Here is a 25,458-nt window from a genome sequence, read left to right as displayed (position 1 = left end):
CGGGTGCGGCTTTTCGAATGAATCAAGCGGTCAATCTCCTCGATTTCGATCTCGACGGCCTCGTCGCGTGGTTTGCCGAGCGCGGCGAGAAGGCCTTTCGCGCGCGTCAGGTCATGCGCTGGATGCACCGCGAAGCTTGTGACGATTTCGAGCGGATGACCGATGTTGCCAAGGCGCTGCGTGCGCGGTTGAAGGCCGAGGCCTGCATCCGTGCGCCGGTGCCGGTGCGCGACAGCATTTCGCAGGACGGCACCCGCAAATGGCTGCTCGATGTCGGCAATGCCAATGCCGTCGAGACAGTGTTCATTCCCGAGGCGAGTCGCGGCACGCTTTGTGTCTCCTCGCAGGCGGGCTGTGCCCTCGATTGCGCCTTTTGCTCGACTGGCAAGCAGGGTTTCAACCGGAACCTGTCGGCAGGCGAGATCATCGGTCAGTTGTGGCTTGCGAACCGGCTGCTTGGCGCGGCTCAGGGCAGCGAGCCTGAGAGCAGCGACGACAAGGACAACGGCCGGGTCATCAGCAACGTGGTGATGATGGGCATGGGCGAGCCGCTCACCAACTACGACAACGTGGTCACCGCCTTGCGCGTCATGCTCGACGATCACGCCTACGGCTTGTCGCGGCGCCGGGTCACGGTGTCGACATCGGGCATCGTGCCGGCCATGGATCGTCTTCGTGAGGACTGCCCGGTTGCGCTCGCGGTTTCACTGCATGCCCCGGACGATGCCTTGCGTGATCGGCTGGTGCCGATCAACCAGAAGTATCCGCTGCGCGAGCTGATGGCCGCCTGCCAGCGCTATCTTCAGCGCGCACCGCGGGACTTCATCACCTTCGAATACGTCATGCTTGCGGGTGTCAATGACTCCGATGCCCAGGCGCGTGCGCTGGTCGCGCTGGTGCGCGACGTGCCCTGCAAATTCAACCTGATCCCGTTCAACCCCTTCCCGTCATCCGGCTTCGAGCGTTCCTCGGCCGAGCGCATTCGTCGTTTCGCCGGCATTCTGATCGAGGCAGGTATCGTCACCACCACCCGCAAGACGCGCGGTGAGGATGTCGATGCCGCCTGTGGTCAACTGGCTGGCCAGGTGACCGACAAGACGCGTAGAACGATTCGACTCACCCGTGAGGTTAGAGCATGAAGCGCCACCTGCTACCCCTGATGCTTTCGGCCGCCGTGTTGGCTGGATGCGCCACCACGATGCCGGGTGGCGGCGCCCCGACGACGACCGATCGTCCGATGCTGGATTCGCCGCCGGCCAACCAGGCGCAGGCGCGTGCCATGGTCAATGTCGAGCTCGGCACGGCCTACCTCGAGGTTGGCCGATTCGACGTCGCGATGGACGAGGCGAGAAACGCCTTGACCCATGCACCGTCCTATCCCCCGGCTTTTCACCTGCTCGGTCTGGTGTATATGTTCGTCGGCGACACGGCTGCAGCCGAGGACTACTTTCAGCGTGCGCTTCGCGCGGCGCCGAACGACCCGGATTTCAACAATAGCTACGGCTGGTTCCTGTGCGGTACCGGTCGTGAAGAGGAAGGCTTGCGTCGCCTTGAGTTGGCGGCTCGCAACCCCTATTACCGGCACGCGACCCGGCCGTATACAAACGCTGGCCTGTGTTACCTGCGCCTGAACAACAATGAGGCGGCACGCGAGCAGTTCCGCCGCGCGGTACTGGTCGACGGCAGCAATGCGCAAGCGCTCTACAATCTGGCCGCGATCGACTATCTTCGCGGCGATTTTGCCTCGACGCGGGACCTTATGGTCCAGTTTCACCAGCAGCTCGAACCGACAGCCGAGACTGTCTGGCTCGGCTTGCGCGCCGAACGGCGGCTTGGCAACCGTGATGCAGAGGCGAGCTACGCCGCGCAGTTGTCCGGACGTTTTCGTGATTCGCCCGAATACCAATCGATGATGCGGGGTGATTATCAGTGACTGAGACCGATCAGGAGCAGTTCTCGGCTCCGGCTTCGATAGGCGCGATGCTGCGTCAGGCGCGCGAGCGGCGGGGCGAGACCCTGTCCGATGTCGCACATGCTTTGAAGCTCTCTCCCTACCAGGTCGAGGCGCTCGAGCAGGAGCGCTACGATGTGCTCCCGGGCGCGGCCTTCGTGCGCGGATTTCTCCGCAATTTCGCGCGTCACGTGCATCTCGACCTTGACGCGCGCATTGCTGCGCTCGATCTTGGTGGCGGAGGGACGGTTGCAAGACTGTCAACCGTGACCAACGCCTCCGGTGAGATACCGGTTGGTGGCGAGCGTGCACGCAAGGGTGTCAAGCCAGCCCTGGTCGTCATCGTCGGCATGGCGCTGGCTCTGGGTGCCGGATGGTACTTCGACTGGTTCAAGGTCGACGAGCAGCCGCAAACCACCGCGCCGCGCGCGCTCGTGGAGCCCGTCGTGACGCCTGCACCCTTGACCGAAGCGCCGCGCCTCGGTGGCGCGGAGGCGCCGCCGCTGATCGCGGTGCCGGAAGCGTCGGACGTCGCGACGGTGGACCTGGACGAGCCGGCGGCCGACGGCACCACCGACGGCCTACGCGAAGGCGCAGAATCGGCGGTCGAGGGTGACATGGGCGACGCGAACGAGGGCGCCGGAGTGGCGACCGAAACACGGGCGGCGACCGAGGACGCCCCGCCGGAAGCTGCGGTGCCGTCGGCGTCGGCTGAAGAAACCGAGCTTGCGCCGGGCGCCGGCCGTCTGTCTTTCGCCCTGCGCGGCGAATCCTGGATTCAGGTCCGCGATCGCGACGGAGTCGCGCTGTTTACCGGTACTGGCGGGCCGGGTTCCAGCCGGGTGGTTCAGGGGCAGCCTCCGTTCGCCATCGTCGTGGGCAATGCGGCGATGGTGTCGCTCGAGTTCAACGGCCAGCCGGTGGATCTGACCCCTCACACGAGCCCCGGCGGTGTGGCCCGGATGACGGTGCAGTAAGCGCTCAAGATGCAGTCGAACATCAACAACATTGGCGGCTTCGGCGCTATGCCCCGTCGCAAGACCCGTCAGCTGCGCATCGGTGCGGTCAGCGTCGGATCCGACTCGCCGGTGACGGTGCAGTCGATGACCAACACCGACACCGCCGACGTGCTCGCCACTGCCATGCAGGTCGCCGAACTCGCGCGTGCCGGGTCGGAGTTCGTCCGCATCACGGTCAACAACGAGGCCGCTGCGCGCGCGGTGCCGCATATCCGTGATCGCCTGCTGGCGCTGAACATGGACGTGCCGCTGGTGGGCGACTTCCACTACAACGGTCACAAACTGTTGACCGATAACCCGGCCTGCGCCGAAGCGCTGGCCAAGCTGCGCATCAACCCGGGCAATGTCGGAGCCGGGTCGAAGCGTGACCCTCAGTTTGCGGCGATCGTGGACATCGCCTGCCGTTACGACAAACCAGTCCGGATCGGCGTCAACTGGGGCAGTCTGGACCAGTCCGTGCTTGCTCGCGTCATGGACGAGAACGCGCGGCTTGCCGAGCCAAGGGATGCAGGTGCGGTGATGCGCGAGGCCCTGGTGGTGTCGGCGCTGGAGTCGGCAGCCAAGGCCGAGGAGTATGGCCTGGGGGGCGACCGCATCATCCTCTCGGCCAAAGTATCGAGTGTGCAGGACCTCATCTCCGTCTATCGCGAACTGGCGCGCCGCTGCGACTATCCGCTGCACCTGGGTCTGACCGAGGCCGGCATGGGCTCAAAGGGGATTGTCGCGTCGACGGCGGCATTGTCGGTCCTGCTTCAGGAAGGCATCGGCGACACCATCCGCATCTCGCTGACGCCGCAGCCGGATGGCAAGCGTACCGAGGAGGTCGTCGTTGCGCAGGAGATCCTGCAGACCATGGGTCTGCGCGCCTTCACCCCGATGGTGACCGCGTGCCCGGGCTGCGGCCGCACCACCAGCACTTTTTTCCAGGAGCTCGCCGCCAGCATCCAGGCCCATGTGCGCGAGCAGATGCCGGTGTGGCGCGAGCAGTTCGACGGCGTGGAGAACATGACCCTGGCGGTCATGGGCTGTGTCGTCAACGGCCCGGGTGAGAGCAAGCATGCCAACATCGGCATCTCCCTGCCCGGCACCGGAGAAAGCCCGGCCGCGCCGGTCTACATCGACGGCGCCAAGGCGCTCACGCTGCGGGGCGACAACATTGCCGCCGAGTTCCGTGCCATCGTCGACGACTACGTCAATTCCCGTTACCCGAGAAAGGCGGGCGAACGCCCGTGAGAATCCAATGAGTCGAGCTTTGCAGGCGGTCCGGGGGATGAACGACATCCTCCCGGAGGACGCAGAAGTCTGGGAACAATTCGAGGATCTGGTCCGCGACTGGCTGAGGAGTTACGGCTACCGGCCGATCCGCATGCCCATCGTGGAGCCGACGCCATTGTTCAAGCGTGCGATCGGCGAGGTCACCGACATCGTCGAGAAGGAGATGTACTCCTTCGTCGATGCGCTCAATGGCGAGCATCTGACCCTGCGTCCGGAGGGGACCGCCTCGTGCGTGCGCGCAGCGATCCAGCACAAGATGCTGCATGTGGGGCCGCAGCGGCTGTACTATCACGGGCCGATGTTCCGCCATGAGCGTCCGCAGAAGGGGCGCTACCGGCAGTTCCATCAGATCGGAGTCGAGGCACTCGGCTTTGACGGGCCGGACATCGACGCCGAGCTCATCCTGATGTGTGCCCGCCTGTGGGACGATCTCGGGCTGGAGGACGTGCGGCTCGAACTCAACTCGCTCGGCTCGAGCGAGGAGCGTGCCGCCCATCGCCAGGCGCTGATTGCCTATTTCGAGCGCCATCTGGATGTGCTGGACGAAGATGCCCGCCGCCGGCTGCACAGCAATCCGCTGCGTATTCTCGATACCAAGAACCCGGCAATGCAGGAACTGGTCGAAGCTGCGCCCAAGCTCGGAGATTATCTCGGTGACGAGTCCCTGCGCCATTTCGAAGGCGTCAAGGCGATCCTTGCCGAAGCCGGTATTCCATACCGGATCAATCATCGTCTGGTGCGGGGGCTCGACTACTACAACCGCACCGTGTTCGAATGGGTGACCACCCGTCTCGGCGCGCAGGGTACGGTATGCGCCGGTGGTCGTTATGACGGGCTGGTCGAGATGCTGGGCGGCAAACCTGCTCCGGCGGCAGGATTCGCGATGGGGGTCGAGCGTCTGCTCGCCCTGTGGCGTGAGAGTGGCGCCGAGACTGTATCCTTGTCACCCGACGTCTATGTGGTGCATGTCGGCGAGATGGCTGCCCGGGCGGCGTTTCGTGTCGCCGAAGCCTTGCGTGGCTATGGTTTCGCGGTCGTCACGCATTGCGGCGGTGGCAGTTTCAAGTCACAAATGAAGAAGGCCGATGCGAGCGGCGCCGCGCTGGCGGTGATCATCGGCGAGGACGAGGCGCAGGCCGGTGAGGCGGGCCTGAAGCCCTTGCGGGGCGCCGGCGTGCAGCAGCGTATTGCACTTGAGCGTATCGCCGAGGCGGTCGCTGACACCTTATTTACTGAGGAAGAGGAAGCAGATGGCGGTATATGACCTCGAAGAGCAGGAACAGCTTTCCAAGATCAAGGCCTGGTGGGAAGAGTACGGTAATTTCGTCACTGGCATTGCGGTCGCGGCTGCGATCGCATCGGTGAGCTGGCAGGGTTACAGCTGGTATCAGAACAAACAGGCGCACGAAGCCGGCTCGCTGTATTTCCTGGTGCAACAGGCGGTCGAGCAGGGCGATACCGCGCGGGCGCGTGAAGCCACCGGGCAGATCATCGAGCGCCACGGAAAATCGCCCTATGCCGCCATGGCTGCACTGAAGTCCGCCGGATTGCAGTTCGAGGCGGGTGACTATCAGAATTCGCGTGCGCACCTCGAGTGGCTCAAGCGTCAGGCCGACAACCCGGTACTGGTTGAGATCGCCACGCTCCGTCTTGCCACCGTGAGGCTGGCCGAAGGTGACGCTGATGGCGCTCTGGCGGAGCTGAGCTCGGTGACGCCGGGCGCGCTCAAGGCCCGCTTTGAAGACCTTCGGGGCGATATTCTGTCCCTCAAAGGCGACAAGGAGCAGGCCATCGTCGCCTATCGCTCGGCGCTCGAGGCTTTTGCCGCGTCGCCAGCCGAAGGCGCAGACGCCTTGCGCGAAGTCACCCGGATCAAGCTCGAATCTCTGGAGAATTGAGGCTTATGAAGACCATGACCCGGTCCCTGTTGCTGCTCGCGGCGGTGTCGCTGTTAAGCGGTTGCTCCTCGCTGAATCCGTTTTCTCCCAAGGCCCCCAAGCCCGCGGAGTTGGTGAGCTTCCAGCCTGACGCCGAGCTGCGTTCGTTGTGGCAGGTGCGAGTCGGTTCCGCCGGCAACTACGTTTTTCATCCGGCAGTGATCGAAGCTGACGTTTATGCCGCAGCTCACGACGGTTCGTTGATGCGGGTGTCCGACGGCCGTGTGGTGTGGCGGGCGACTGCCGGCGCACGCCTGTCGGCTGGCGCCGGATCGGACGGGCGTGTGGCCGCGGTGGTCACCGTGGGCGGCGAGGTCGTGGCCTTTGACGCCAGCAATGGTGCGGAACGCTGGCGCGCGCCGGTTGGGGCCGAGGTCCTGGCGCCTCCTGCAGTCACTGCTGCCGCCGTCGTAGTGCGTGCCTCCGATCATCGCGTGACCGGCTTCGATGTGAATGACGGCCGCCAGCTGTGGACCTTCGAGCGCACCACGCCGCCGCTGGCGCTGCGCAGTTCTGCCGGCATGCTGAGCGACGGTCGGGTTGCCATCATCGGATATCCCGGAGGCAAGCTGGTCGCGATCGACACCGTAAATGGCGCACCGCTGTGGGAGCTTACCGTCGCCACGCCTCGCGGCGTGACCGAACTCGAGCGCATTGCCGATATCGCGGGTACCGCGGTTGTGAGCCGCCGCGAAATCTGCGCTGTCGCTTTTCAGGGGCGGGCGACCTGCTTCGACCTTGAAAGCGGAAACGCGATCTGGTCGCGCGAGTTCTCCAGCGCCGTCGGCATGGATCGGGATACCCGCCTGGTCTTCATTACCGATGCCGGCGACGCAGTCCATGCCCTCGATGCCTTCAGCGGCTCCAGCGTCTGGAAACAGGATGCCATGACACGGCGCAAGGTATCTCGTCCGGTCGCGCTTGATGACTTCGTCGCGGTGGGTGACATGGATGGCTATGTCCACCTTCTGCATCGCGAAACCGGCCGATTCGCGGCCCGCACGCGCGCCGACAGCAGTGCCATTGTCGCGGGGCCGCAGCGTTTGCCGGGGCAGCAACGGTTCGTCGTGCAGACGCGCGACGGAAGCCTCGTGGCCTATGAGGCCCGTTGACGGAAGAATCAGGTGAAACCAACTCTCGTTCTGGTCGGCCGGCCCAATGTCGGCAAGTCGACCTTGTTCAACCGTCTCACGCGCAGCCGTGACGCGCTGGTCGCCGACCAGCCCGGCCTGACCCGGGATCGACATTACGGCATCGGTCGCGTCGGTGAGCGCGACTATCTGGTGGTGGATACGGCGGGCTTCGATCCGGTCGCCAAAGACGGCATCATGCATGAGATGGCACAGCAGGCCGAACAGGCGATTGCCGAGGCCGACGCGCTGCTCTTTCTAGTCGACGGTCGGGTCGGCATGACGCCGCATGACCAGCAGATCGCCGAGCGCCTGCGCCGAGCCGACCGGCCGGTCTATCTCGTGGTCAACAAGGCCGAGGGCATGAATCGCGCGGTTGCCGCGTCGGAGTTCCATGCGCTCGGTCTTGGTGATCCGCTGGCGATTTCGGCTTCGCATGGCGACGGCGTCAAGGAGTTGGTCGCCCTCGTTCTCGAGCCTTTCCCCCAGGATGCCGATGAAGCGGAAGAAACCCGCGACAAGTCGCCGCGCATTGCAATCGTCGGTCGTCCGAACGTTGGCAAGTCGACACTGGTGAACGCGTTGCTCGGCGAGGAACGTGTGATCGCGTTCGACATGCCGGGTACCACTCGCGATGCGATCGCGATTCCCTTCGAGCGCAACGGCAGGAAATACACGCTCATCGATACCGCCGGCCTGCGCCGCCGCGGAAAGGTGTTCGAGGCGGTCGAGAAGTTCTCGGTGATCAAGACGCTGCAAGCCATCGAGCGCTGCAATGTCGTGGTCCTGGTGCTTGACGCCGCCCAGGACATTTCGGACCAGGATGCGCACATCGGTGGTTTCGTGCTGGATTCGGGGCGGGCGCTGGTGGTGGCGGTGAACAAGTGGGACGCGGTTGACGACTACCGCCGCGAGCGGATCAAGGCGGACATTTCGCGAAAGCTCGGCTTTCTGTCGTTTGCCCGCTTCCACTATATCTCGGCACTCAAGGGCAGCGGTGTCGCTGTCGTGCTGAAGTCGGTCGACGCCGCTTTTGCCGCAGCGATGTCGGACCTTTCGACACCGCGTCTGACGCGAACGCTGCAGGTCGCGGTGGCCAAACAGGCGCCCCCGCGGCACGGCGTCTTCAGGCCGAAGATGCGCTACGCGCACCAGGGCGGAAGCAATCCCCCGGTGGTCGTGATTCATGGCAGCGCGCTGGATCAGGTTCCGGCCTCCTATGTGCGGTTTCTCGAACGCAGTTTCATCGAGGCATTCAAGTTGCAGGGCACTCCTCTGCGCATACAATTCAAAACGGCGCACAATCCCTACGCGACCAAGTAATGACATCCACACCCGGGACTAGTGGCGAACTGTTTTGTGGCAGTGCACCATAATTTCCGATACATTCACAAGAACGAAAAGTTCGAGGAATCAAAAATGAGTAATAAAGGGCAACTTCTACAAGACCCGTTTCTGAATACCCTGCGCCGCGAGCACATCCCGGTCTCCATCTATCTGGTCAATGGAATCAAGCTTCAGGGGCAGATCGAGTCCTTCGATCAGTACGTCGTCCTGTTGCGCAACACCGTCACGCAGATGGTGTACAAGCATGCGATTTCAACCGTCGTGCCCGCGCGACCGGTGAATTTCCAGCAACAGGATTCGGATGCGAACTGATCGCCTCAACGCAGGCGCGCTTGATGTTTGAGCGTCCCGCCTCGGGGGAGAAGGCGGTTCTCGTCCAGCTCGACCTCAACCAGGGCGAGTTGCAGGAACGGCTCGGCGAACTGAAGTTGCTCGTGGAGAGCGCAGGCGCCACTGTCGAGGCTGTGGTTACCGGCAGGCGGGCAAGCCCCGACCCCGCGACATTCGCCGGGCGCGGCAAGGTCGAGGAGATCGCCTCGACGCTCGCCGCCCACGGCGCCGACCTGGTTGTGTTCAATCACGCGCTCGCACCCGGGCAACAGCGCAACCTCGAACGCGCGCTGCAATGCCGGGTAATCGATCGCACCGCGTTGATTCTTGACATCTTCGCACTGCGCGCGCGCAGCCACGAGGGCAAGCTCCAGGTTGAACTTGCTCAGCTGGAGCATCTGTCGACGCGCCTCGTGCGCGGATGGACCCACCTCGAGCGTCAAAAGGGTGGCATTGGCCTGCGTGGTCCGGGCGAAAAGCAGCTCGAGACCGACCGGCGCCTGCTCGGAGTCCGGGTGAAGATGCTCAAGGGGCGTCTGGCCAAGACCGAGAAACAACGCAAGGTCAGGCGGCGCGGGCGCGAACGGGGAAATGCACTTTCGGTTTCGCTGGTCGGATACACCAATGCCGGCAAATCCACGCTCTTCAATACCCTGACCAAGGCAGGCGCTTACTCGGCCGATCAGCTGTTTGCGACCCTCGACACCACCTCACGTCGTCTTTACGTCGGCGAAGGCGGGAACGTTGTGCTGTCCGACACGGTCGGATTCATTCGTGATCTTCCGCATGCGCTCGTCGCAGCGTTTCACGCCACGCTGGAAGAGACCGCGAACGCGGATCTGCTTCTCCACGTGGTCGATTCGGCGAGCGAGGATCGCGAAGCGCAGATCGATGCGGTCAACCAGGTGCTTGAAGAGATCGGCGCCGGGGACGTGCCGCAGATCATGGTCTTCAACAAGATCGATCTGACGCGGGCGAGTCCGGCGGTCAATCGGGACGAGTGTGGTAACATCACGGGCGTTTTTTTGAGCGCCGTGACCGGCGAGGGTGTGGCTTTGCTTCGCGAAGCGCTTGCCGAAACCGCACGCGAGACCGCCGCTGCGGAGGATGCGAAAAGGGCGGCTCAGGAGTAAGTGTCTTGAGCGGTTTACGAACGTTTCAACAGGTCTGCCAATGTCACTGAATGATCCTCGCTGGGGAAACCAGGGGAATGACGACGACAAGCGCGGCGACAAGGGTCGCCGCGATGATCAGGGCCCCCCTGATCTCGAAGATGTCTGGCGCGATTTCAATCAGCGCCTGTCGGGCATTTTCGGTGGAAAACGCGAAGGAGGCGGTCAACGCCCCGGTGGTGGCAACAACGGCGGCGGTGGTGGCACCGGCCCGCAATTGCCCCAGTTCAGCTTCAAGCAGTTCGGCGGCGGCATTTTCGTGCTGCTGGCGCTGCTCGTCGTGGTGTGGCTGGCGAGCGGTTTCTACACGGTCGAAGCCAACGAGCGCGGCGTTGTGCTTCGCTTCGGTCAGCATGTGGAAACCACCGAGCCTGGTCTGCGCTGGCGCTTCCCGGCGCCGATCGAGCGCCACGAGAAGGTCGACCTTTCCGGCGTTCGTACGATCGAAGTCGGCTATCGGGGCACCGAGCGAAACAGGGTTTTGCGTGAAGCGCTGATGCTGACCGACGATGCCAACATCGTCGATATCCGCTTCGCGGTGCAGTACATCCTGCAGAGCCCAGAGGATTTCCTGTTCAACGTGCGCTTCCCGGATGATGCGGTGATGCAGGCGGCGGAAACCGCGATGCGCGAGATCGTCGGCAAGAGCACGATGGATTTCGTGCTTTACGAGGGCCGCGAGGAGATCGCAGCGACCGCGCACGCCCTGTTACAGAGCATTCTCGATCGCTATCAGACCGGTGTGCTGATCAGCCGTGTGACCATGCAAAACGCCCAGCCGCCGGAGCAGGTGCAGGCTGCATTCGACGATGCGGTCAAGGCCGGACAGGACCGTGAGCGTTTGAGAAACGAAGGTGAAGCCTATCGTAACGAAGTGGTACCGCGTGCTCGTGGTACGGCCGCGCGCCTGATCGAAGAAGCAAACGGTTACCGCGACCGGGTGGTTGCAAACGCCGAGGGTGAGGCTGCACGCTTCAATCAGATCTACGAGCAGTTCGCACGGTCGCCGGATGTGACCCGCGAGCGTCTCTACCTGGAGACGATGCAGCAGGTGTTGAGTGCCACCAGCAAGGTGCTGATCGACGCCGATAGCGGCGGCAACCTGCTCCTGATGCCGCTGGACCGGTTGATGCAGGGCGGTGGTATGGGTGGTGCGGCCGCCAGTGGCGAACCGCGTGTCTCGAATCAATCGACCGACGCGCCTATGACTCGGCAGTCCAATACACCTTTTGATCCGCGCGACCGCGACATGATGCGCTTCCGCGATCTGGGAGGTCGCTGACATGGGAAATAAAACCAATATCGTTGTAATCGTACTGGTCGCGCTGGGTCTGCTTGCCTCGGCGACGCTGTTCACCGTCGATCAGCGCCAGTTCGCAATCGTTTTCCAGCTGGGTGAGGTCAAGGAAGTCATCAGTGAACCGGGCCTCAAGGTCAAGCTGCCGGTGATCCAGAACGTGCGCTTCTTCGACAAGCGCATCCTGACGATCGACACTCCGGAGCCGGAACGTTTCATTACCGCCGAAAAGCAGAACGTGCTGGTGGACCACTTCGTCAAGTGGCGAATCATCGATCCGCGTCTGTATTTCGAGTCGGTCGCCGGAGACGAGGTGCGTGCCCGTACGCGCCTGCTGCAGACGGTCAACGCCGGCCTGCGTGAGGAGTTCGGTCGCCGTACCGTGCCCGACGTGGTGTCCGGTGAGCGCGACCTGATCATGGAAAACATGCGGGTGCGTGCCGATACCGATGCACGTCAGATCGGGGTTCAGATCGTGGACGTGCGTCTCAAGCGGGTGGACCTCCCGACCGAGGTTTCCGAGTCGGTGTATCGCCGAATGGAGGCGGAGCGTCTGCGAGTTGCCAACGAGCTGCGTTCCGAAGGTGGTGCGATCGCCGAGCAGATCCGTGCGGATGCCGATCGTCAGCGTGAAATCATCATCGCCAACGCGAACCGTGAGGCACAGACCATCATGGGTGAGGGCGACGCGCGCGCTACCGAGATCTATGCCGACGCGTTCGGGCGAGATCCGGAGTTCTTCTCGTTCTTCCGCAGTCTTGAAGCCTATCGCGAGAGTTTCAGCAGCCGTAGCGACGTCATGGTCGTTGATCCGAGCTCAGACTTCTTCCGGTTCCTGAAGAGTCCCGTCGGAGCGAGCAGAGACTGAACGATTCGATGGGTAGTACCCTGTTGATGGCCTTCGCGCTGATGCTGATAATCGAAGGCCTTCTTCCCTTCCTCGCGCCAGCAAGCTGGCGCGAAGCCTTTTTGAAACTCGCCAGCATGGCCGATGGACAGATCCGTTTTCTTGGTCTTGCGTCGATGCTGGCGGGTCTTGTGCTTTTCATTCTGGTGACCTGACCATGCGCTGGGTACTTCCCGACCACATCCAGGATGCGCTGCCGGCCGAAGCGTCACGCCTCGAAGCCTTGCGGCGCAAGCTGCTCGACGCTTTCCGTGCCCACGGCTATCAGCTCGTGATCCCTCCGATGCTCGAATACCTGGACTCTCTGACCACTGGTGCTGGCCAGGATCTCAAACTGAGAACCTTCAAGCTTGTCGATCAGCTCTCAGGCAAGACCATGGGAGTGCGCGCGGACATGACGCCGCAGGTTTCGCGCATAGACGCCCATTTGCTGAATCGTCGCGGTGTGACCCGCCTGTGCTACTGCGGCAGTGTGCTGCATACGCTGCCTTCGACACTCACCGCGACTCGTGAGCCGCTGCAGATCGGGGTGGAGTTGTACGGCCATGCCGGGCTCGAGGCCGACATCGAGGTCATTCGGCTTCTTGCCGAGTCGATGTGCGTCGCAGGTGTGCCCGCCGCACGGATCGACCTCGGTCACATGGGGATATTCCGCGCCCTGGCTGCCGGTGCCGGGTTGATTCCCGAACGGCAGGAAGAGTTGTTCGGCCTTCTTCAGGCCAAGGATGTGCCGGACCTCAAGCTGCTGGTAAAGGACGTCGCTTCACCGTGGCGTGAAGCGCTGCTGGCACTGCCCTCCTTGTATGGTGGCATCGAGACCCTGGATCACGCGGCCGAACGCCTGCCCGATCTGCCCGACATTCGGGCGGCTTTGTCGGACCTGCGCCGGCTCGCCGCCGCACTCGGTGAGCTCCCGGTCAGTTTCGACTTCGCGGATCTGCGTGGTTATCACTACCATAGCGGCCTGATGTTCGCGGCTTACGGCGACGGCTCGCCGGCAGCGCTGGCGCTTGGCGGGCGTTACGATCTGATCGGTGCCGCCTACGGTCGGGGCCGTCCGGCAACAGGCTTCAGTCTCGATCTGCGGGAATTGGCCTTGCGCGTCGATTCGCAAGCGTCCGCAGGCGCAGTGCTCGCCCCGGCGGACGATGACCCAGCCCTGGCGACGGCGGTCGCCCGTTTGCGGGCGCAAGGACAGGCAGTGGTCACCGCCTTGCCTGGACATGAAGGAACTTGGCAGGAAGCCGGCTGCGACCGGCAACTAGTGCGGCGCGATGGCGGCTGGACCGTCGTAGCCCTTGAGGGAGAAATCTAGCATGGCAAAGAACGTTGTCGTCATCGGCACCCAGTGGGGCGACGAAGGCAAGGGCAAGATCGTTGACTGGCTCACCGACCATGCCGAGGGCGTGGTGCGTTTCCAGGGAGGGCATAATGCGGGCCACACCCTGGTCATCGGTCAGAACGAGTACAAGCTGAATCTGGTGCCGTCCGGCATCGTCCGCGAGGGCGTCGCCTGCTACATCGGCAATGGTGTCGTCCTCGACGCTCACCATCTGCTCGGTGAAATCCGCAAGCTCGAGGATGGCGGCATCAAGGTCCGCGAGCGCCTGCGTATCAGCCCGGGCTGTCCGCTGATCCTCGGCTACCATGTCGCGCTGGATGCCGCCCGCGAGGCCGCACGCAGCGTCGATACCAAGATCGGCACCACTGGCAAGGGCATCGGCCCGACCTACGAAGACAAGGTCGCACGCCGCGCGCTGCGTGTGTACGACTTGTTCGACCGTGAGCGTTTCGCCGAGAAGCTCAAGGCCAACCTCGAGTATCACAACTTCGTGCTGACCCAGCATCTCGGCGCCGAGCCGGTCGATTTTCAGACCGAGTTCGACCGTGCGATGGCAGACGCGGACGAGATCCGGCCGATGGTTACCGACGTCTCGGCAGAGTTGTATGAGGTCAACAAGGGCGGTGGCAGCCTGTTGTTCGAAGGCGCTCAGGGCTCTCTGCTCGACATTGACCACGGCACCTATCCCTTTGTCACCTCGAGCAACTGCGTTGCCGGGCAGGCCGCAGCCGGTTCAGGCGTCGGCCCGGGGCGCCTGCACTACGTGCTTGGTATCACCAAGGCCTATTGCACCCGGGTCGGCGCGGGCCCGTTCCCGACTGAGCTAGATATCGACACCGCCGGCACACCGGGTGAGCAGATGTCCACCAAGGGACGCGAATTCGGCACGGTGACCGGGCGCAAGCGTCGCTGCGGCTGGCTCGACCTGGCTGCGCTCAAGCGCTCCATCATCATCAATGGCGTGACCGGACTGTGCATCACCAAGCTCGATGTGCTCGATGGCCTGCGAGAATTGAAGCTCTGCACCGGTTATATGTTCGACGGCAAACGCATCGATCTGCTGCCGATGGGTTCGGAGGAGGTCAAGCGCTGCGAGCCGATCCTCGAGACGATGCCGGGCTGGAGTGGCACCACGTTCGGCGCACAGACCTGGGAGGCCTTGCCGCCCGAGGCCCGGGCCTATCTGCACCGTATCGAGGAAATCTGCGAGATCCCGATCGACGTGATCTCGACCGGACCCGAGCGGGACGAGACCATTCTGAGGCGTCATCCGTTTGGTGCCTGAGCGGTCCCGCAGCGAAAGACTTGCCGGCGCCAGTAAGTTGCCGGTACTAAACAGAAGAGCCGGTCTTTCGACCGGCTCTCACTTGAAACTGGTGCCCAGAAGAGGACTCGAACCTCCACGCCTCGCGGCACTAGTACCTGAAACTAGCGCGTCTACCAATTCCGCCATCTGGGCAAGAGCCGCGCATTATAAGCATCCCATACCGAATGTCAATGAAAAGAGAAAAAACCGTAAAGAACCCCCGGGCAAAGCCCCGTGAGCGGGTCAGCGAGGTCCGCCGTGCGGACCCCTTCTTCCAGCGCGAGAGTGCGCAATACGAACAACCCCTGCCCAGCCGCGAATACGTGACTCAGGTACTGACCGAACAGGGCGTACCCCTGCGCCTGGATCGCCTGTGCGCGCTGCTCGATGTCGCCGAGCACGAGGTGGACATGTTCGAGCGTCGCCTGCGGGCGATGGAGCGCGATGGTCAGGTGGTGCGTAACCGGCGTGGTGCCTTCATCCTGCCGGACAAGGCCGACCTGATCCGCGGCCGGGTGGCGGGTCATGCCGATGGCTTCGGCTTTCTGGTGCGCGACGACGGCCAGCCCGATGTTTTCCTCGGGCCGAAGGAAATGCGCGAAGTCCTTCACGGCGATAGGGTTCTGGTGCGTATCGCGGGGGTGGATCGCCGCGGGCGTCCCGAAGGCAAGATCGTCGAAGTACTCGAGCGTGCCAACACCAGGGTTGTCGGCCGGGTCCTCAATGAGCACGGCGTCCTGCTGGTAGTGCCCGAGGACCGCAGGATTGCGCAGGACATCCTGATTGCGCCCGGGGGCAAGCGCGCGACTGAAGGCCAGGTGGTGACCGTCGAGCTGGTCGAGCAACCGAACAAGTTCGCGCAGCCGATCGGTCGGATCGTCGAAGTACTCGGAAACTATGCCGACTCCGGCATGGAGATCGAGATTGCGCTGCGAAAGCACCAATTGCCGTTCGAGTTTTCCGTCGAGAGTCGCGGCCAGGCGCGCAAGCTCCCGGCGAAGGTGAGGAAGAAGGATTACGCCGGCCGCGAGGACATCACGGATCTGCCGCTGGTGACGATTGACGGCGAAACCGCCAAGGATTTTGACGACGCAGTGTACTGCGAGCGTCAGGGTCGTGGCTATCGCTTGCTGGTGGCGATCGCCGACGTCTCCCATTACGTGGAGCCGGGTTCGCCCCTCGACGTCGACGCCCAGGACCGGGGCAATTCAGTGTACTTCCCGCGCCGTGTCATTCCGATGTTGCCTGAGAAACTGAGCAACGGCTTGTGCTCGCTCGTGCCCGAGGAAGAGCGCCTGTGCATGGTGTGTGACATGAGCATCTCGACCACTGGCGAGATCAAGGCCTACCGCTTCTATCCTGCGGTGATGTTCTCGCACGCCCGGCTGACCTACACCCAGGTTGCAGCCGCGCTTTACGACAAGGACGAGGTGCAGCGTGAGGCGATCGGCGAACTGCTGCCTCACCTCGAGAACCTCGACCGTCTGTTCCGCGTGCTGCTCAAGGCGCGGGCCAAGCGGGGTGCAATCGATTTCGAGACCACCGAAACCCGCATGATCTTCGACGACAATGGCAAGATCGAGCGCATTGTGCCCGAGGTGCGCAACGACGCCCATCGACTGATCGAAGAGTGCATGCTCGCGGCCAATGTCTGTGCCTCCGAGTTTCTGCAGGCGCGCGAACAGCCCGCGCTGTATCGTGTGCACGAGGGGCCGACGCCGGAAAAGCTCGTGAAGCTGCGCGAGTTCCTGAAGGAGTTCGGCTTCGGTCTTGCCGGCGGTGACGACCCAAGCGCCAAGGACTACGGCAAGCTGCTCGATCAGGTGCGCGAACGGCCGGATGCTCAGTTGCTGCAGACCGTGATGCTGCGCTCGCTGCGCCAGGCGGTCTACAGCCCCGACAACGTCGGTCACTTCGGTCTGGCTTACGAGGCCTACACCCACTTCACCTCGCCGATCCGGCGCTATCCCGATCTGATGGTCCACCGCGCGATCAAGGCGGCGCTCACCGGGGGGCACGTGAACGCAGGCGACTGGGATGCCATCGGCCTGCACTGCTCGCAGACCGAGCGTCGTGCCGACGAGGCGACCCGTGATGTGGTCAATTGGCTCAAGTGCTACTTCATGCAGGACAAGGTCGGAGAGGAGTTCTCCGGCAGCGTGTCTGCGGTGGTGCCGTTTGGCCTCTTCGTCGCGCTGGACGACATCTTCATCGAAGGTCTGGTCCACATCTCCGATCTGGGCACGGATTATTTCCGTTTTGACGAGATGCGGCATGAACTTGCCGGCGAGCGGACCGGTGTGCGCTACCGACTGTCGGACCGGGTGCGGGTGCAGGTGGTGAGAGTGGATCTGGCGACGACGAAGATCGACTTCCGCCTTATCGAGTCCTTGCCAAAGGCGCTCGGCAACGCTACGCCCGATGCCGATCCTGCAGCAGGTAGCGGACGATCCACTCCCGAGCGGGGCGAGCGGCGACGCAAATCACCTGCCGAAGGGCAATCCCGTCGCGGCTCGCCGCCGACCGGCAAGCCGGCCTCCCGCCGAAGTGCAGAGACAACCGGCGGCCGTGGTGCCAGCAAACAAGGCAAGGCGGCTGCGGCTGAGAAGCAAGCCGCACCCGTAAAGGCCAAGCGACCAGCGGCGAAGACAGACAAGGCCAAAGCGCCGATCGTCGGCAGCAAGCACAAGACCCCGTCAAAGCCGTCGAAGCCGGCAAAGGCTGGCAGTGGCGAGAAGCCGAAGACGAAGGCCAAAGCCACCAAAGGAAAGCGTCGTGGCTAAGCGGAATCCGCCGCGTACCGGCGGCAACCCAGGTGAAGAGGGGCAGGGTGCCGGCAGCCGGCTCATCTACGGCTTTCATGCCGTGCTGGGCAAGATGCGCCGCGATCCGGAGGGCGTGTTCGAGGTCTATCTTTCGTCGCAGCGCCAGGATGTCCGTGCCCGCGATGTAGCGCGGCTTGCGGAGTCCGAGGGGGTACGCCTGGTGCAGTCCGATGGTGAGCGCCTCGACCGCATGGTCGGCACTCGGCGTCATCAAGGGGTTGTCGCGCGCATAGACGCCCGACAGCGCGAGCTCAAGCTCGCCGACGTACTCGAGGGGCTGGAGGAGAATGCGTTGCTGCTCGTGCTCGACGGTGTTCAGGATCCCCACAACCTGGGGGCCTGCCTGCGAGTGGCCGATGCCGCCGGCGCGCATGCGGTGATCGCACCCAAGGACCGAGCGGTTGGTCTCAACGCCACCGCGATCAAGGTCGCCAGCGGGGCGGCGGACACAGTGCCCTACATTACGGTGACCAACCTCGCTCGTTCACTGCGCGAGATGCAGGAGGCGGGCATTTGGGTCGTCGGCGCCGCTGGCGAGGCGGACAAGTCGCTCTACGAGATCGATCAGAAGGGTCCGGTCGCCTGGGTTTTGGGCGCCGAGGGCGATGGCCTGCGTCGTCTGACCCGCGAGACCTGCGATGAGTTGGCGAAGATTCCGATGCTTGGCAGTGTCGAGAGTCTGAACGTGTCGGTCGCGAGCGGCATCTGTCTGTTTGAGGCTCGCCGCCAGCGAGGTTGATGTCGCGCACCGTTCCGGCGGAAGGCGGCGTTATTCAGGCTGCTCCGCCGTGCCAGTGGGCCCGTCGGGTGGTGCGGCGAACAATCCCTCCCGTGCGACCCGGCTCATCTCCCGCAGGCCGGGGTGGGTCAGCAGCCGTTCGGTGCTGATCAGATAGACCTCTTCCTTTACGGCTTCGATTTCTGCAACTCGGTGAACCCGGTACTGACTCACTATGAACTGGGCAATTGCAGTTTGTGCAACGAAGAGCCCATCGCCCGACTGGCCAAATGCCTTGAGTAATGCGAGATCATCGAATTCGGCAACCACGCTGGGTTCGATGTCCGCGTCCGCGAACCACTGCACCAGTGCGGGGCGAAACGCGACATCCTCTCCCGGCATGAGAAACGGGGCGCCGTCGAGCATGGCGGGAAAGTCGTTGCTGAGGCGTTCGAGCAGTTCGGGGGCACCGAACAAGGTCAGCGAACTGCGCCCCAGCAGGTGACTGAAAGCCCGCACGCTCAATCCGCTTGGCGCGACACGATCGGCGAGCACCGCGTCCAGGCGGTGCATCGCCAGTTCGCCGACGAGATGGGGTAGCCGCCCCTCGATGCAGATCAGACGCATCGGCGTATCGAGCCGCAGGATCGGACGCAACAGGCTGGACGCGATGCTTTTGGGCAGGGAGTCGGCAATGCCGATGCGCATTCTGGGTCGCAGGTTTCGACCGCTCTCGTCCATTGAAGCCAACGCTTCGTCACCCAGCGCGAAGATTCGGTCGGCGTAGTCAAGGAGTCGTTGTCCGGCCTCGGTGAGTCTGCGTAGGCGGCCGCTGCGAGCGAACAAGGCAACGCCCAGCCCCTGTTCGAACTGAGTCAGCTGCCCGCCGACTGCATGCGGCGTCAGGTGCAACCTCTCTGCCGCGCGGGCGATGCTCCCGCATTTCGCCACCATCCAGAAATAGCGCAGGTGTTTGTAGTTTAGCGTTCGCGCCATCTGATACTCGAAAAATTCGATCAATCGAGAGATTAAAAACGATCCTGTCGAGGGAACGCAAGTGCGGCGCAGGAGCCTGAGGAAGAGAGTACCCACCACAACAACGCACAGGAGGTCAGACAATGAGGTCATACGAGAACGACAACGCAAAAGCTGTCGCGCGAATCATTTCCATGGCGCTGCTTGCCGACGGCGTGCCGGACAGGTCCGAGCTTGAGCACCTGACACGACGTCGGGCGCTCAGCCGCTTCGGTATCGATCAGGCGGTGTTCGATGAAGTGATGCAGACCTTCTGCGAGGACTTGCAGCAGAGTGTGGCCTGGTTCGAGGGCTTGCGTGGCGAGTTTGCACCGGAACTGATTGACGCGTTGCTCGACGAGGTCGATGACGTCGATCAGCAGCAGAAACTGTTCGCGTTGCTTCTCCAGCTGGCCACCGTCGATGGGGAAGTCAGCGAAGGGGAAAGTCGTTTGATCTCGCGCGCGCGCCAGAAATGGGGTCGCGCAGGACGCTGGCCGATTCGGCTGCGTCCACGATTTGATGCGCAGCCGAGGCTGCCCGTTTGATCGACCTCTCTGGCGGACGGTGACGTCCGCCACTTCGGAGCCCGATTCTGGAGTGATGATGCCGATACCGACCGACTCCACCGCCAAGCATGCCGACGTTCACGGCCCCGGAGACAACCATCTCGACCCCGAACACCACGACCCCCTCATTGGCGGCATGAACCGAGTGATTCGCCACAGCATCCGCCTGCTCGCGGGGCTGATGGTGCTGGTGATTCTCTGGTGCATCGCCGATGTGGTGCTGGTGATGTACGAGAAGCTCTCGACGCCGCCGATTCTGTTGCTCGAGTTCAACGATATCTTCGTCGTGTTCGCCGCTTTTCTTGCGGTGCTGATCGCGATCGAGATCTTCGCGAACATCGCGCTCTATCTTCGAGACGACGTCATTCACGTCAAATTGGTGGTCGCCACCGCGTTGATGGCGATCGCCCGAAAGGTCATCGTGCTGGATCTCAGCGTGATCGACGCCGAGTACCTTTACGGCATCGGTCTCGTGGTCCTCGCTCTTGGCGTGACGTACTGGCTGGTTTCCAATCGCGCTCGCACCTGACCGGGGTGGCGTCGCCCGACGGCGATGGCGCGAAACTTGCTGCGCCCGAGCTGTCCGGGCGAGCCATTACGGCTCGCATCAAGCGAGAGGGGAGGTTCGGTTATGGACGGGGTGCGCGAATTTCTGCTGGCGGCCAAGCATGCGGAGATGCGTTTGCTCGAGCAACTGTCCTTGAGTTGCGAACTCGTGGCCACGGTCTCGGCGTTGGTGCATGCACTACAGCGTGAGCGTGGGGCCTCGAACATGTTTCTGGCTTCAAAGGGCGAACGTTTTGTGACCGAGCTCGGGGGCTTTCGCGCGGATGTGGCGCCGTGCGAAACCGCACTGCGGGCGGCGCTGGCGCGACTGGACACCGATGCTGCCCGGAGCGCGGGGAGTGTCAGACTGTTCAGCCGGATCGCGTTCGTGCTGCACGCGCTCGACTCCTTGCCTACCCTGCGCAAACGCGTCGATGAGTACGCGCTGTCGCCTGATGAGCTAGCCGCTTCGCTCGGTCGCCTGGTGTCGGGCCTGCTCGCGGTAGTGTTCGAGACTGCGGACGCGGCGGCAGATCCCGAGGTGTCGCGTGCCCTGGTGGCCCTGTTCAACTTCATGCAAGGCAAGGAGCTTGCGGGCCAAGAGCGTGCCGCGGGGGTGGCTGGCTTCGCACTGGGGGGCTTCGATGATGCGCGAAAGCAAAGGTTGGAACACCTGATCGAGTCGCAGGACCGTTGTTTCGAGATTTTCGTCGAGTTCGTCGACGCAGACATGGTGCTGCGCTGGCAGCAACTCCTCGATCCTCGAGACGAGGCTCCCTTTAAACGGCTGCGTGCCGCTGCGCGCAGCGGCGCCACCGACTCGACCACCAGCGAGTTGTGGTTCTCGCTCGCTACCATGCGAATCGATGCGATGCGGGGCATCGAGGTGGTGCTCACCCAGCGTCTGGCGGGACTTTGCGCCCGTCGAATTGCAGACGCCGAGGCTGACCTGAAGTGCCATCGCAACATGCTCGACGCTCTGGGCGGTCTCGATACGCCGGACGGATCGTCGGCTGCGTTGTTGCCGGCCACCCCGCCGCCCCTGCGTGCAGCCGACACGGTTTTGGACGGTGGTGATCTGCCGACCGGGCTGGGTCGTTCGATTCTTGATCTGGTACTTGCGCAAGCTCAGCGCATTCAGCAAATGGGTGATGAACTGAATGCCGCGCGCACGGCGCTCGAGGAGCGAAAGCTCATCGAGCGCGGCAAAGGCCTGCTGATGGCGCGCCGCGCCCTCACCGAGGAACAGGCCTACCGGCTGATGCGCCAGACCGCGATGGACCAGGGTCGCAAGCTGGTGGATGTGGCTCAAACGGTGTTGGCGCTTGGCCCATTGCTCGGTGAGCCGGTCGCGCCCGATCGAATGCGCTCAAGCCGCTGACGGTGCCCTCATCGAGTGCATGGATTTCGATTGTGCACCGCAATAGGGCGTAGTTCGAGAGTCGGCCGCCTCTCCCACCTGCAGCTCAACCCCTCGCAGAACACGGGTTTTCAGGGTTTTGCATAAACTGGCACGACACCTGCTTAGAGAGAACCAGGCAGTCAGTGCCCGGCCAACGGCGGTCGAAGACTGACGGCACGGACAACGGCGTCCATTTCCCAACGGTGCGACCCATCGCGCCCGGCGGAAGTGGGCGCCGTTTTTTGCTTTCGCAGCAGCCAGTTCAAGGAGTTGACCATGAACGACCGCAAGAACCAGTCGAATCTGTCCCGCCGGGGCTTTATCAAACAGACCGCCGCACTCGGCAGCGCCGCCATGATGGGCGGCCTTTGGTCAGGCCATATCTTCGCGTCGAATAACGGCGCGCTGGAAACCCGCGCGGCCAAACTCGGTTTCATCGCCTTGACCGACGCGGCGCCGCTCTTCGTCGCCGACGAGAAGGGCTTTTTCAAGAAGCACGGCATGACCAATGTCGAGGTTCTCAAGCAGTCCTCCTGGGGCACCACCCGCGACAACCTGGTGCTGGGTTCGGCGCGCAACGGCATCGACGGCGCCCACATCCTGACGCCGATGCCATACCTGATCAGCACCGGTGCGATGACAGCCAACAACGTGCCGACGCCGATGTACATCCTCGCGCGCCTGAACCTCGGCGGCCAGTGCATATCGGTGGGTAACGAATACAAGGACATCAAGGTCGGGCTCGACACCTCGGTTTTCAAGGATGCACTCGCGGCCAAGGCGGCCTCCGGCCGGCCTGTCAATGCGGCAATGACATTCCCAGGCGGCACCCACGACATGTGGATCCGCTACTGGCTGGCTGCGGGCGGCATCGACCCCACACGCGACATCTCGACCATCGTCGTGCCGCCGGCGCAGATGGTCGCCAACATGCGGGTGGGCAGCATGGACACCTTCTGTGTGTGCGAGCCGTGGAACCATCAGTTGATCAACCAGGTCATCGGCTACACCGCGAACACCACCAGCGAGTTGTGGCACAACCACCCGGAAAAGGCTTTCGCGATGCGTGCCGATTACGTCGAGGCCAATCCCAATTCGACCCAGGCTCTGCTGATGGCGGTCATGGAAGCCCAGATGTTCTGCGAGGACCCCGCCAACCGCGAGGAGGTCGCGCGCATCTGTTCGCGCCGCCGCTGGATCAATGCCCCCTTCGAGGACATCGTCGATCGTATGCGCGGTGATTTCGACTACGGCACAGGCCGGGTCGTCGAGAACAGCCCCTACCAGATGCGTTACTGGAAGGATCAGGCCTCCTACCCCTTCAAGAGCCACGACAAGTGGTTCATCACCGAGAACATCCGCTGGGGTTACCTGCCGACCGACTTCGACATCTCCGGCTGGGTGGACAAGGTCAATCGCGAGGATCTCTGGCGCGAAGCAGCCCAGGCGCTCGGCGTGGCGGCAGCGGACATCCCCGAGGGGATGTCCCGTGGCCTCGAGACCTTCTTCGACGGCAAGGTCTTCGACCCCGACAACCCCAAGGCCTATCTCGACAGCCTCGAGATCAAGACCTTGCGCGGCGCCTGACCGCCGTCAGCTGACAGGAGAGCAATATGAATCCGACTCAAACATTCGACCGGACCCGATTACCGGGCACAGAAGACAAGGGCGTGAGCCTGCTCGCCCGGCTAGAACCGCTGAAGGCGGTGCTGTTGTCGCGGGTGCTGCCGCCGCTGATCATTCTCGGGGCGCTCGTCATGCTGTGGGAGGTGTTGTGCTCGCGGCCCGGCGCCGCCTTGCCCAGTGCTTCGCAGATGGTCCGTGAGACCTGGGAACTGATCACCGACCCCTTCTACGACAATGGCGGCAACGACGTCGGCATGGCCTGGCAGATTCTCGCCAGCCTGGAGCGTGTGGCCTACGGCTACTCGCTGGCGGTGGTCGTCGGAGTGGGCCTAGGGGTGCTGGTCGGTCAATCGACCTGGGCGCTGCGCGGACTGGACCCGCTGTTCCAGGTGCTGCGCACCGTTCCGCCGCTCGCCTGGCTGCCGATCTCGCTCGCGGGCTTCCAGGACAGCAACCCGTCGGCGATCTTCGTGATCTTCATCACCGCGATCTGGCCGATCATCATCAACACCTCGGTCGGCATCCGCAACATCCCGGAGGACTACCGCAACGTCGCCCGCGTGATCCGGCTCAACGGCTTCGAATACTTCTGGAAGATCATGCTGCCGGCGGCCGCCCCCTATATCTTCTCGGGGCTACGCATCGGCGTCGGGCTGTCCTGGCTGGCCATCGTCGCGGCCGAGATGCTCATCGGCGGCGTCGGCATCGGCTTCTTCATCTGGGACGCATGGAACTCGTCGCTGATCAGCGACATCATCCTCGCCCTCATCTACGTCGGCATCGTCGGCTTCCTGCTCGACCGCATGGTCGCTTGGGTCGGCAACCGTGTCACCCGCGGCACCGCGGCAGGCTGAAGGAGAATCATCATGAGCAAGGCATACCTGAACATTTCGCGGGTCGACATGGACTTCACCCGCAACGGGGTCACCAACCCGGTGCTGCGCGACATCAATCTCGATGTGATGCGTGGCGAGTTCATCTCGCTGATCGGCCACTCGGGCTGCGGCAAGTCGACGGTGCTGAACATCGTGGCCGGTCTGCTCAAGGCGAGCGCTGGCGGGGTCATCGTCGATGGCAAGGAGGTAAACGCACCAGGGCCGGATCGCGCGCTGGTGTTCCAGAACCACTCGCTGCTGCCTTGGCTGACGGTGTATCAGAACGTCGAGATCGCGGTGGAGAAGACCTTCCGTCGCACCAAGTCCGCCGCGGAACGGCGCGAGTGGATTCTGCACAATCTGGAAATGGTGAACATGGGCCATGCGCTGGAGCGTCTTCCGTCGGAAATCTCCGGCGGCATGAAGCAGCGCGTGGGCATCGCCCGGGCCCTCGCGATGGAGCCCAAGGTGTTGCTGCTCGACGAGCCCTTCGGTGCGCTCGACGCGCTCACCCGGGCTCATCTCCAGGATGAGGTCATGCGCATCCAGGCTGAACTGCACAACACGGTGATGATGATTACCCACGACGTGGACGAGGCAGTGTTGCTGTCGGATCGCATCGTGATGATGACCAACGGCCCGTCGGCGACCATCGGTCAGATCATGGACGTCGAGTTGCCGCGTCCGCGCGACCGCATCGCGTTGGCAGACGACGCCCGCTACAACCACTACCGCCACGAAGTGCTGAGCTTCCTCTATGAGAAGCAACGCAAGGTCGAGGATATCGGCAGCCGGCGCGCTCGCGCGCGCAGTGGCGACGCGGAGAAGGCCGCGGTGCGTGCCTGAGGAGCGCCGCCTCCTGCCCGACGA

24 protein-coding genes and 1 tRNA gene are annotated in these 25,458 nt (G+C 63.4%); 23 read left to right on the top strand and 2 right to left on the bottom strand.

All coding sequences use genetic code 11. The features are described from left to right. Window positions 1-17: 17 nt before the first annotated feature. The 15 genes from rlmN (at window position 18) to GPA21_RS01850 (ending at window position 14,992) form a co-directional block, all read left to right on the top strand. Window positions 18-1,139, top strand: a complete 1,122-nt coding sequence (gene rlmN / locus GPA21_RS01920; protein WP_168986525.1) for a dual-specificity RNA methyltransferase RlmN — start codon at window positions 18-20, stop codon at window positions 1,137-1,139. Next, window positions 1,136-1,933: a type IV pilus biogenesis/stability protein PilW gene (pilW, locus tag GPA21_RS01915; RefSeq protein ID WP_168986524.1), complete on the top strand. Its 798-nt coding sequence runs from the start codon at window positions 1,136-1,138 to the stop codon at window positions 1,931-1,933. The genes rlmN and pilW overlap by 4 nt, the downstream gene beginning before the upstream one ends. Continuing rightward, entirely contained in the window at window positions 1,930-2,928 is a 999-nt protein-coding gene (locus GPA21_RS01910) for a RodZ domain-containing protein (RefSeq protein WP_168986523.1), read from the top strand. The genes pilW and GPA21_RS01910 overlap by 4 nt, the downstream gene beginning before the upstream one ends. Window positions 2,929-2,937: 9 nt before the next feature. Beyond that, window positions 2,938-4,203 carry a flavodoxin-dependent (E)-4-hydroxy-3-methylbut-2-enyl-diphosphate synthase gene (gene ispG, locus GPA21_RS01905; RefSeq protein ID WP_168986522.1) on the top strand — a complete coding sequence of 422 codons (1,266 nt, stop codon included), beginning with the start codon at window positions 2,938-2,940 and terminating at the stop codon, window positions 4,201-4,203. A 7-nt stretch (window positions 4,204-4,210) separates the two neighbouring features. Further along, the gene (gene hisS / locus GPA21_RS01900; protein WP_168986521.1) at window positions 4,211-5,509 is read left to right on the top strand and encodes a histidine--tRNA ligase; all 1,299 of its coding nucleotides are present in this window, start codon (window positions 4,211-4,213) and stop codon (window positions 5,507-5,509) included. Continuing rightward, a complete protein-coding gene (locus tag GPA21_RS01895; RefSeq protein ID WP_168986520.1) occupies window positions 5,496-6,143 on the top strand; it encodes a YfgM family protein in 648 nt (215 codons plus the stop codon). The genes hisS and GPA21_RS01895 overlap by 14 nt, the downstream gene beginning before the upstream one ends. Before the next feature lie 5 nt (window positions 6,144-6,148). After that, on the top strand, window positions 6,149-7,294 hold the full coding sequence (bamB, locus tag GPA21_RS01890; protein ID WP_168986519.1) for an outer membrane protein assembly factor BamB: 1,146 nt from the start codon (window positions 6,149-6,151) through the stop codon (window positions 7,292-7,294). 12 nt (window positions 7,295-7,306) lie between these two features. Then, window positions 7,307-8,635 carry a ribosome biogenesis GTPase Der gene (der, locus tag GPA21_RS01885; RefSeq protein WP_168986518.1) on the top strand — a complete coding sequence of 443 codons (1,329 nt, stop codon included), beginning with the start codon at window positions 7,307-7,309 and terminating at the stop codon, window positions 8,633-8,635. 96 nt (window positions 8,636-8,731) lie between these two features. Further along, complete coding sequence (gene hfq / locus GPA21_RS01880; protein ID WP_168986517.1) at window positions 8,732-8,971, top strand: RNA chaperone Hfq; 240 nt, start codon at window positions 8,732-8,734, stop codon at window positions 8,969-8,971. A gap of 23 nt (window positions 8,972-8,994) precedes the next feature. Beyond that, window positions 8,995-10,122 carry a ribosome rescue GTPase HflX gene (hflX, locus tag GPA21_RS01875; protein ID WP_168986516.1) on the top strand — a complete coding sequence of 376 codons (1,128 nt, stop codon included), beginning with the start codon at window positions 8,995-8,997 and terminating at the stop codon, window positions 10,120-10,122. A 40-nt stretch (window positions 10,123-10,162) separates the two neighbouring features. Next, window positions 10,163-11,443: an FtsH protease activity modulator HflK gene (gene hflK / locus GPA21_RS01870; RefSeq protein ID WP_168986515.1), complete on the top strand. Its 1,281-nt coding sequence runs from the start codon at window positions 10,163-10,165 to the stop codon at window positions 11,441-11,443. A gap of 1 nt (window position 11,444) precedes the next feature. After that, on the top strand, window positions 11,445-12,326 hold the full coding sequence (hflC, locus tag GPA21_RS01865; RefSeq protein ID WP_168986514.1) for a protease modulator HflC: 882 nt from the start codon (window positions 11,445-11,447) through the stop codon (window positions 12,324-12,326). 8 nt (window positions 12,327-12,334) lie between these two features. Continuing rightward, on the top strand, window positions 12,335-12,520 hold the full coding sequence (locus GPA21_RS01860) for a DUF2065 domain-containing protein (protein WP_168986513.1): 186 nt from the start codon (window positions 12,335-12,337) through the stop codon (window positions 12,518-12,520). A gap of 2 nt (window positions 12,521-12,522) precedes the next feature. Continuing rightward, the gene (locus GPA21_RS01855) at window positions 12,523-13,680 is read left to right on the top strand and encodes an ATP phosphoribosyltransferase regulatory subunit (protein WP_168986512.1); all 1,158 of its coding nucleotides are present in this window, start codon (window positions 12,523-12,525) and stop codon (window positions 13,678-13,680) included. Window position 13,681: 1 nt separating this feature from the next. Further along, entirely contained in the window at window positions 13,682-14,992 is a 1,311-nt protein-coding gene (locus GPA21_RS01850; protein ID WP_168986511.1) for an adenylosuccinate synthase, read from the top strand. Window positions 14,993-15,081: 89 nt separating this feature from the next. Here the strand turns inward: GPA21_RS01850 and GPA21_RS01845 are convergent. Then, window positions 15,082-15,166 (bottom strand) — tRNA-Leu (locus tag GPA21_RS01845). A 38-nt stretch (window positions 15,167-15,204) separates the two neighbouring features. Here GPA21_RS01845 and rnr point away from each other — a divergent pair. Next, complete coding sequence (gene rnr, locus GPA21_RS01840; protein ID WP_422614207.1) at window positions 15,205-17,796, top strand: ribonuclease R; 2,592 nt, start codon at window positions 15,205-15,207, stop codon at window positions 17,794-17,796. A 64-nt stretch (window positions 17,797-17,860) separates the two neighbouring features. Further along, window positions 17,861-18,577 (top strand): 23S rRNA (guanosine(2251)-2'-O)-methyltransferase RlmB, encoded by a 717-nt coding sequence (rlmB, locus tag GPA21_RS01835; RefSeq protein WP_339379897.1) that lies wholly within the window; start codon window positions 17,861-17,863, stop codon window positions 18,575-18,577. A 30-nt stretch (window positions 18,578-18,607) separates the two neighbouring features. Here the strand turns inward: rlmB and GPA21_RS01830 are convergent, their stop codons facing one another. Further along, a complete protein-coding gene (locus tag GPA21_RS01830) occupies window positions 18,608-19,552 on the bottom strand; it encodes a LysR family transcriptional regulator (RefSeq protein WP_168986508.1) in 945 nt (314 codons plus the stop codon). 122 nt (window positions 19,553-19,674) lie between these two features. On the opposite strand from GPA21_RS01830, the gene GPA21_RS01825 reads away from it, so the two are divergent. The 6 genes from GPA21_RS01825 to GPA21_RS01800 all read left to right on the top strand — a co-directional run bounded on the left by GPA21_RS01825 (window position 19,675) and on the right by GPA21_RS01800 (window position 25,434). Further along, entirely contained in the window at window positions 19,675-20,118 is a 444-nt protein-coding gene (locus tag GPA21_RS01825) for a TerB family tellurite resistance protein (protein WP_168986507.1), read from the top strand. Window positions 20,119-20,176: 58 nt separating this feature from the next. Beyond that, entirely contained in the window at window positions 20,177-20,668 is a 492-nt protein-coding gene (locus GPA21_RS01820) for a phosphate-starvation-inducible PsiE family protein (RefSeq protein WP_168986506.1), read from the top strand. A gap of 102 nt (window positions 20,669-20,770) precedes the next feature. After that, window positions 20,771-22,066, top strand: coding sequence for a nitrate regulatory protein (locus GPA21_RS01815; protein ID WP_168986505.1), 1,296 nt, complete (start codon window positions 20,771-20,773; stop codon window positions 22,064-22,066). A 297-nt stretch (window positions 22,067-22,363) separates the two neighbouring features. After that, window positions 22,364-23,674: a CmpA/NrtA family ABC transporter substrate-binding protein gene (locus GPA21_RS01810; protein WP_168986504.1), complete on the top strand. Its 1,311-nt coding sequence runs from the start codon at window positions 22,364-22,366 to the stop codon at window positions 23,672-23,674. 26 nt (window positions 23,675-23,700) lie between these two features. Then, entirely contained in the window at window positions 23,701-24,567 is an 867-nt protein-coding gene (ntrB, locus tag GPA21_RS01805; protein ID WP_168986503.1) for a nitrate ABC transporter permease, read from the top strand. A 6-nt stretch (window positions 24,568-24,573) separates the two neighbouring features. Then, complete coding sequence (locus tag GPA21_RS01800) at window positions 24,574-25,434, top strand: ABC transporter ATP-binding protein (protein ID WP_339379896.1); 861 nt, start codon at window positions 24,574-24,576, stop codon at window positions 25,432-25,434. Window positions 25,435-25,458 lie beyond the last annotated feature (24 nt).

The sequence above is a fragment of the Azoarcus taiwanensis genome, from assembly GCF_012910885.1.
Lineage (GTDB): Bacteria > Pseudomonadota > Gammaproteobacteria > Burkholderiales > Rhodocyclaceae > Azoarcus_F > Azoarcus_F taiwanensis.
This window is presented reverse-complemented; position numbering and strand designations above follow the sequence as displayed.

Coding starts and splice junctions, on each gene's coding strand:
- GPA21_RS01810 (WP_168986504.1), top strand. CDS start 22,364: ATGAACGACCGCAAGAACCAGTCGAATCTGTCCCGCCGGGGCTTTATC.
- GPA21_RS01825 (WP_168986507.1), top strand. CDS start 19,675: ATGAGGTCATACGAGAACGACAACGCAAAAGCTGTCGCGCGAATCATT.
- bamB (WP_168986519.1), top strand. CDS start 6,149: ATGAAGACCATGACCCGGTCCCTGTTGCTGCTCGCGGCGGTGTCGCTG.
- GPA21_RS01895 (WP_168986520.1), top strand. CDS start 5,496: ATGGCGGTATATGACCTCGAAGAGCAGGAACAGCTTTCCAAGATCAAG.
- GPA21_RS01855 (WP_168986512.1), top strand. CDS start 12,523: ATGCGCTGGGTACTTCCCGACCACATCCAGGATGCGCTGCCGGCCGAA.
- hflX (WP_168986516.1), top strand. CDS start 8,995: ATGTTTGAGCGTCCCGCCTCGGGGGAGAAGGCGGTTCTCGTCCAGCTC.
- GPA21_RS01820 (WP_168986506.1), top strand. CDS start 20,177: ATGCCGATACCGACCGACTCCACCGCCAAGCATGCCGACGTTCACGGC.
- ispG (WP_168986522.1), top strand. CDS start 2,938: ATGCAGTCGAACATCAACAACATTGGCGGCTTCGGCGCTATGCCCCGT.
- hfq (WP_168986517.1), top strand. CDS start 8,732: ATGAGTAATAAAGGGCAACTTCTACAAGACCCGTTTCTGAATACCCTG.
- rlmN (WP_168986525.1), top strand. CDS start 18: ATGAATCAAGCGGTCAATCTCCTCGATTTCGATCTCGACGGCCTCGTC.
- GPA21_RS01830 (WP_168986508.1), bottom strand. CDS start 19,552: ATGGCGCGAACGCTAAACTACAAACACCTGCGCTATTTCTGGATGGTG.
- pilW (WP_168986524.1), top strand. CDS start 1,136: ATGAAGCGCCACCTGCTACCCCTGATGCTTTCGGCCGCCGTGTTGGCT.
- rnr (WP_422614207.1), top strand. CDS start 15,205: ATGAAAAGAGAAAAAACCGTAAAGAACCCCCGGGCAAAGCCCCGTGAG.
- GPA21_RS01860 (WP_168986513.1), top strand. CDS start 12,335: ATGGGTAGTACCCTGTTGATGGCCTTCGCGCTGATGCTGATAATCGAA.
- hflC (WP_168986514.1), top strand. CDS start 11,445: ATGGGAAATAAAACCAATATCGTTGTAATCGTACTGGTCGCGCTGGGT.
- hisS (WP_168986521.1), top strand. CDS start 4,211: ATGAGTCGAGCTTTGCAGGCGGTCCGGGGGATGAACGACATCCTCCCG.
- hflK (WP_168986515.1), top strand. CDS start 10,163: ATGTCACTGAATGATCCTCGCTGGGGAAACCAGGGGAATGACGACGAC.
- GPA21_RS01815 (WP_168986505.1), top strand. CDS start 20,771: ATGGACGGGGTGCGCGAATTTCTGCTGGCGGCCAAGCATGCGGAGATG.
- GPA21_RS01850 (WP_168986511.1), top strand. CDS start 13,682: ATGGCAAAGAACGTTGTCGTCATCGGCACCCAGTGGGGCGACGAAGGC.
- ntrB (WP_168986503.1), top strand. CDS start 23,701: ATGAATCCGACTCAAACATTCGACCGGACCCGATTACCGGGCACAGAA.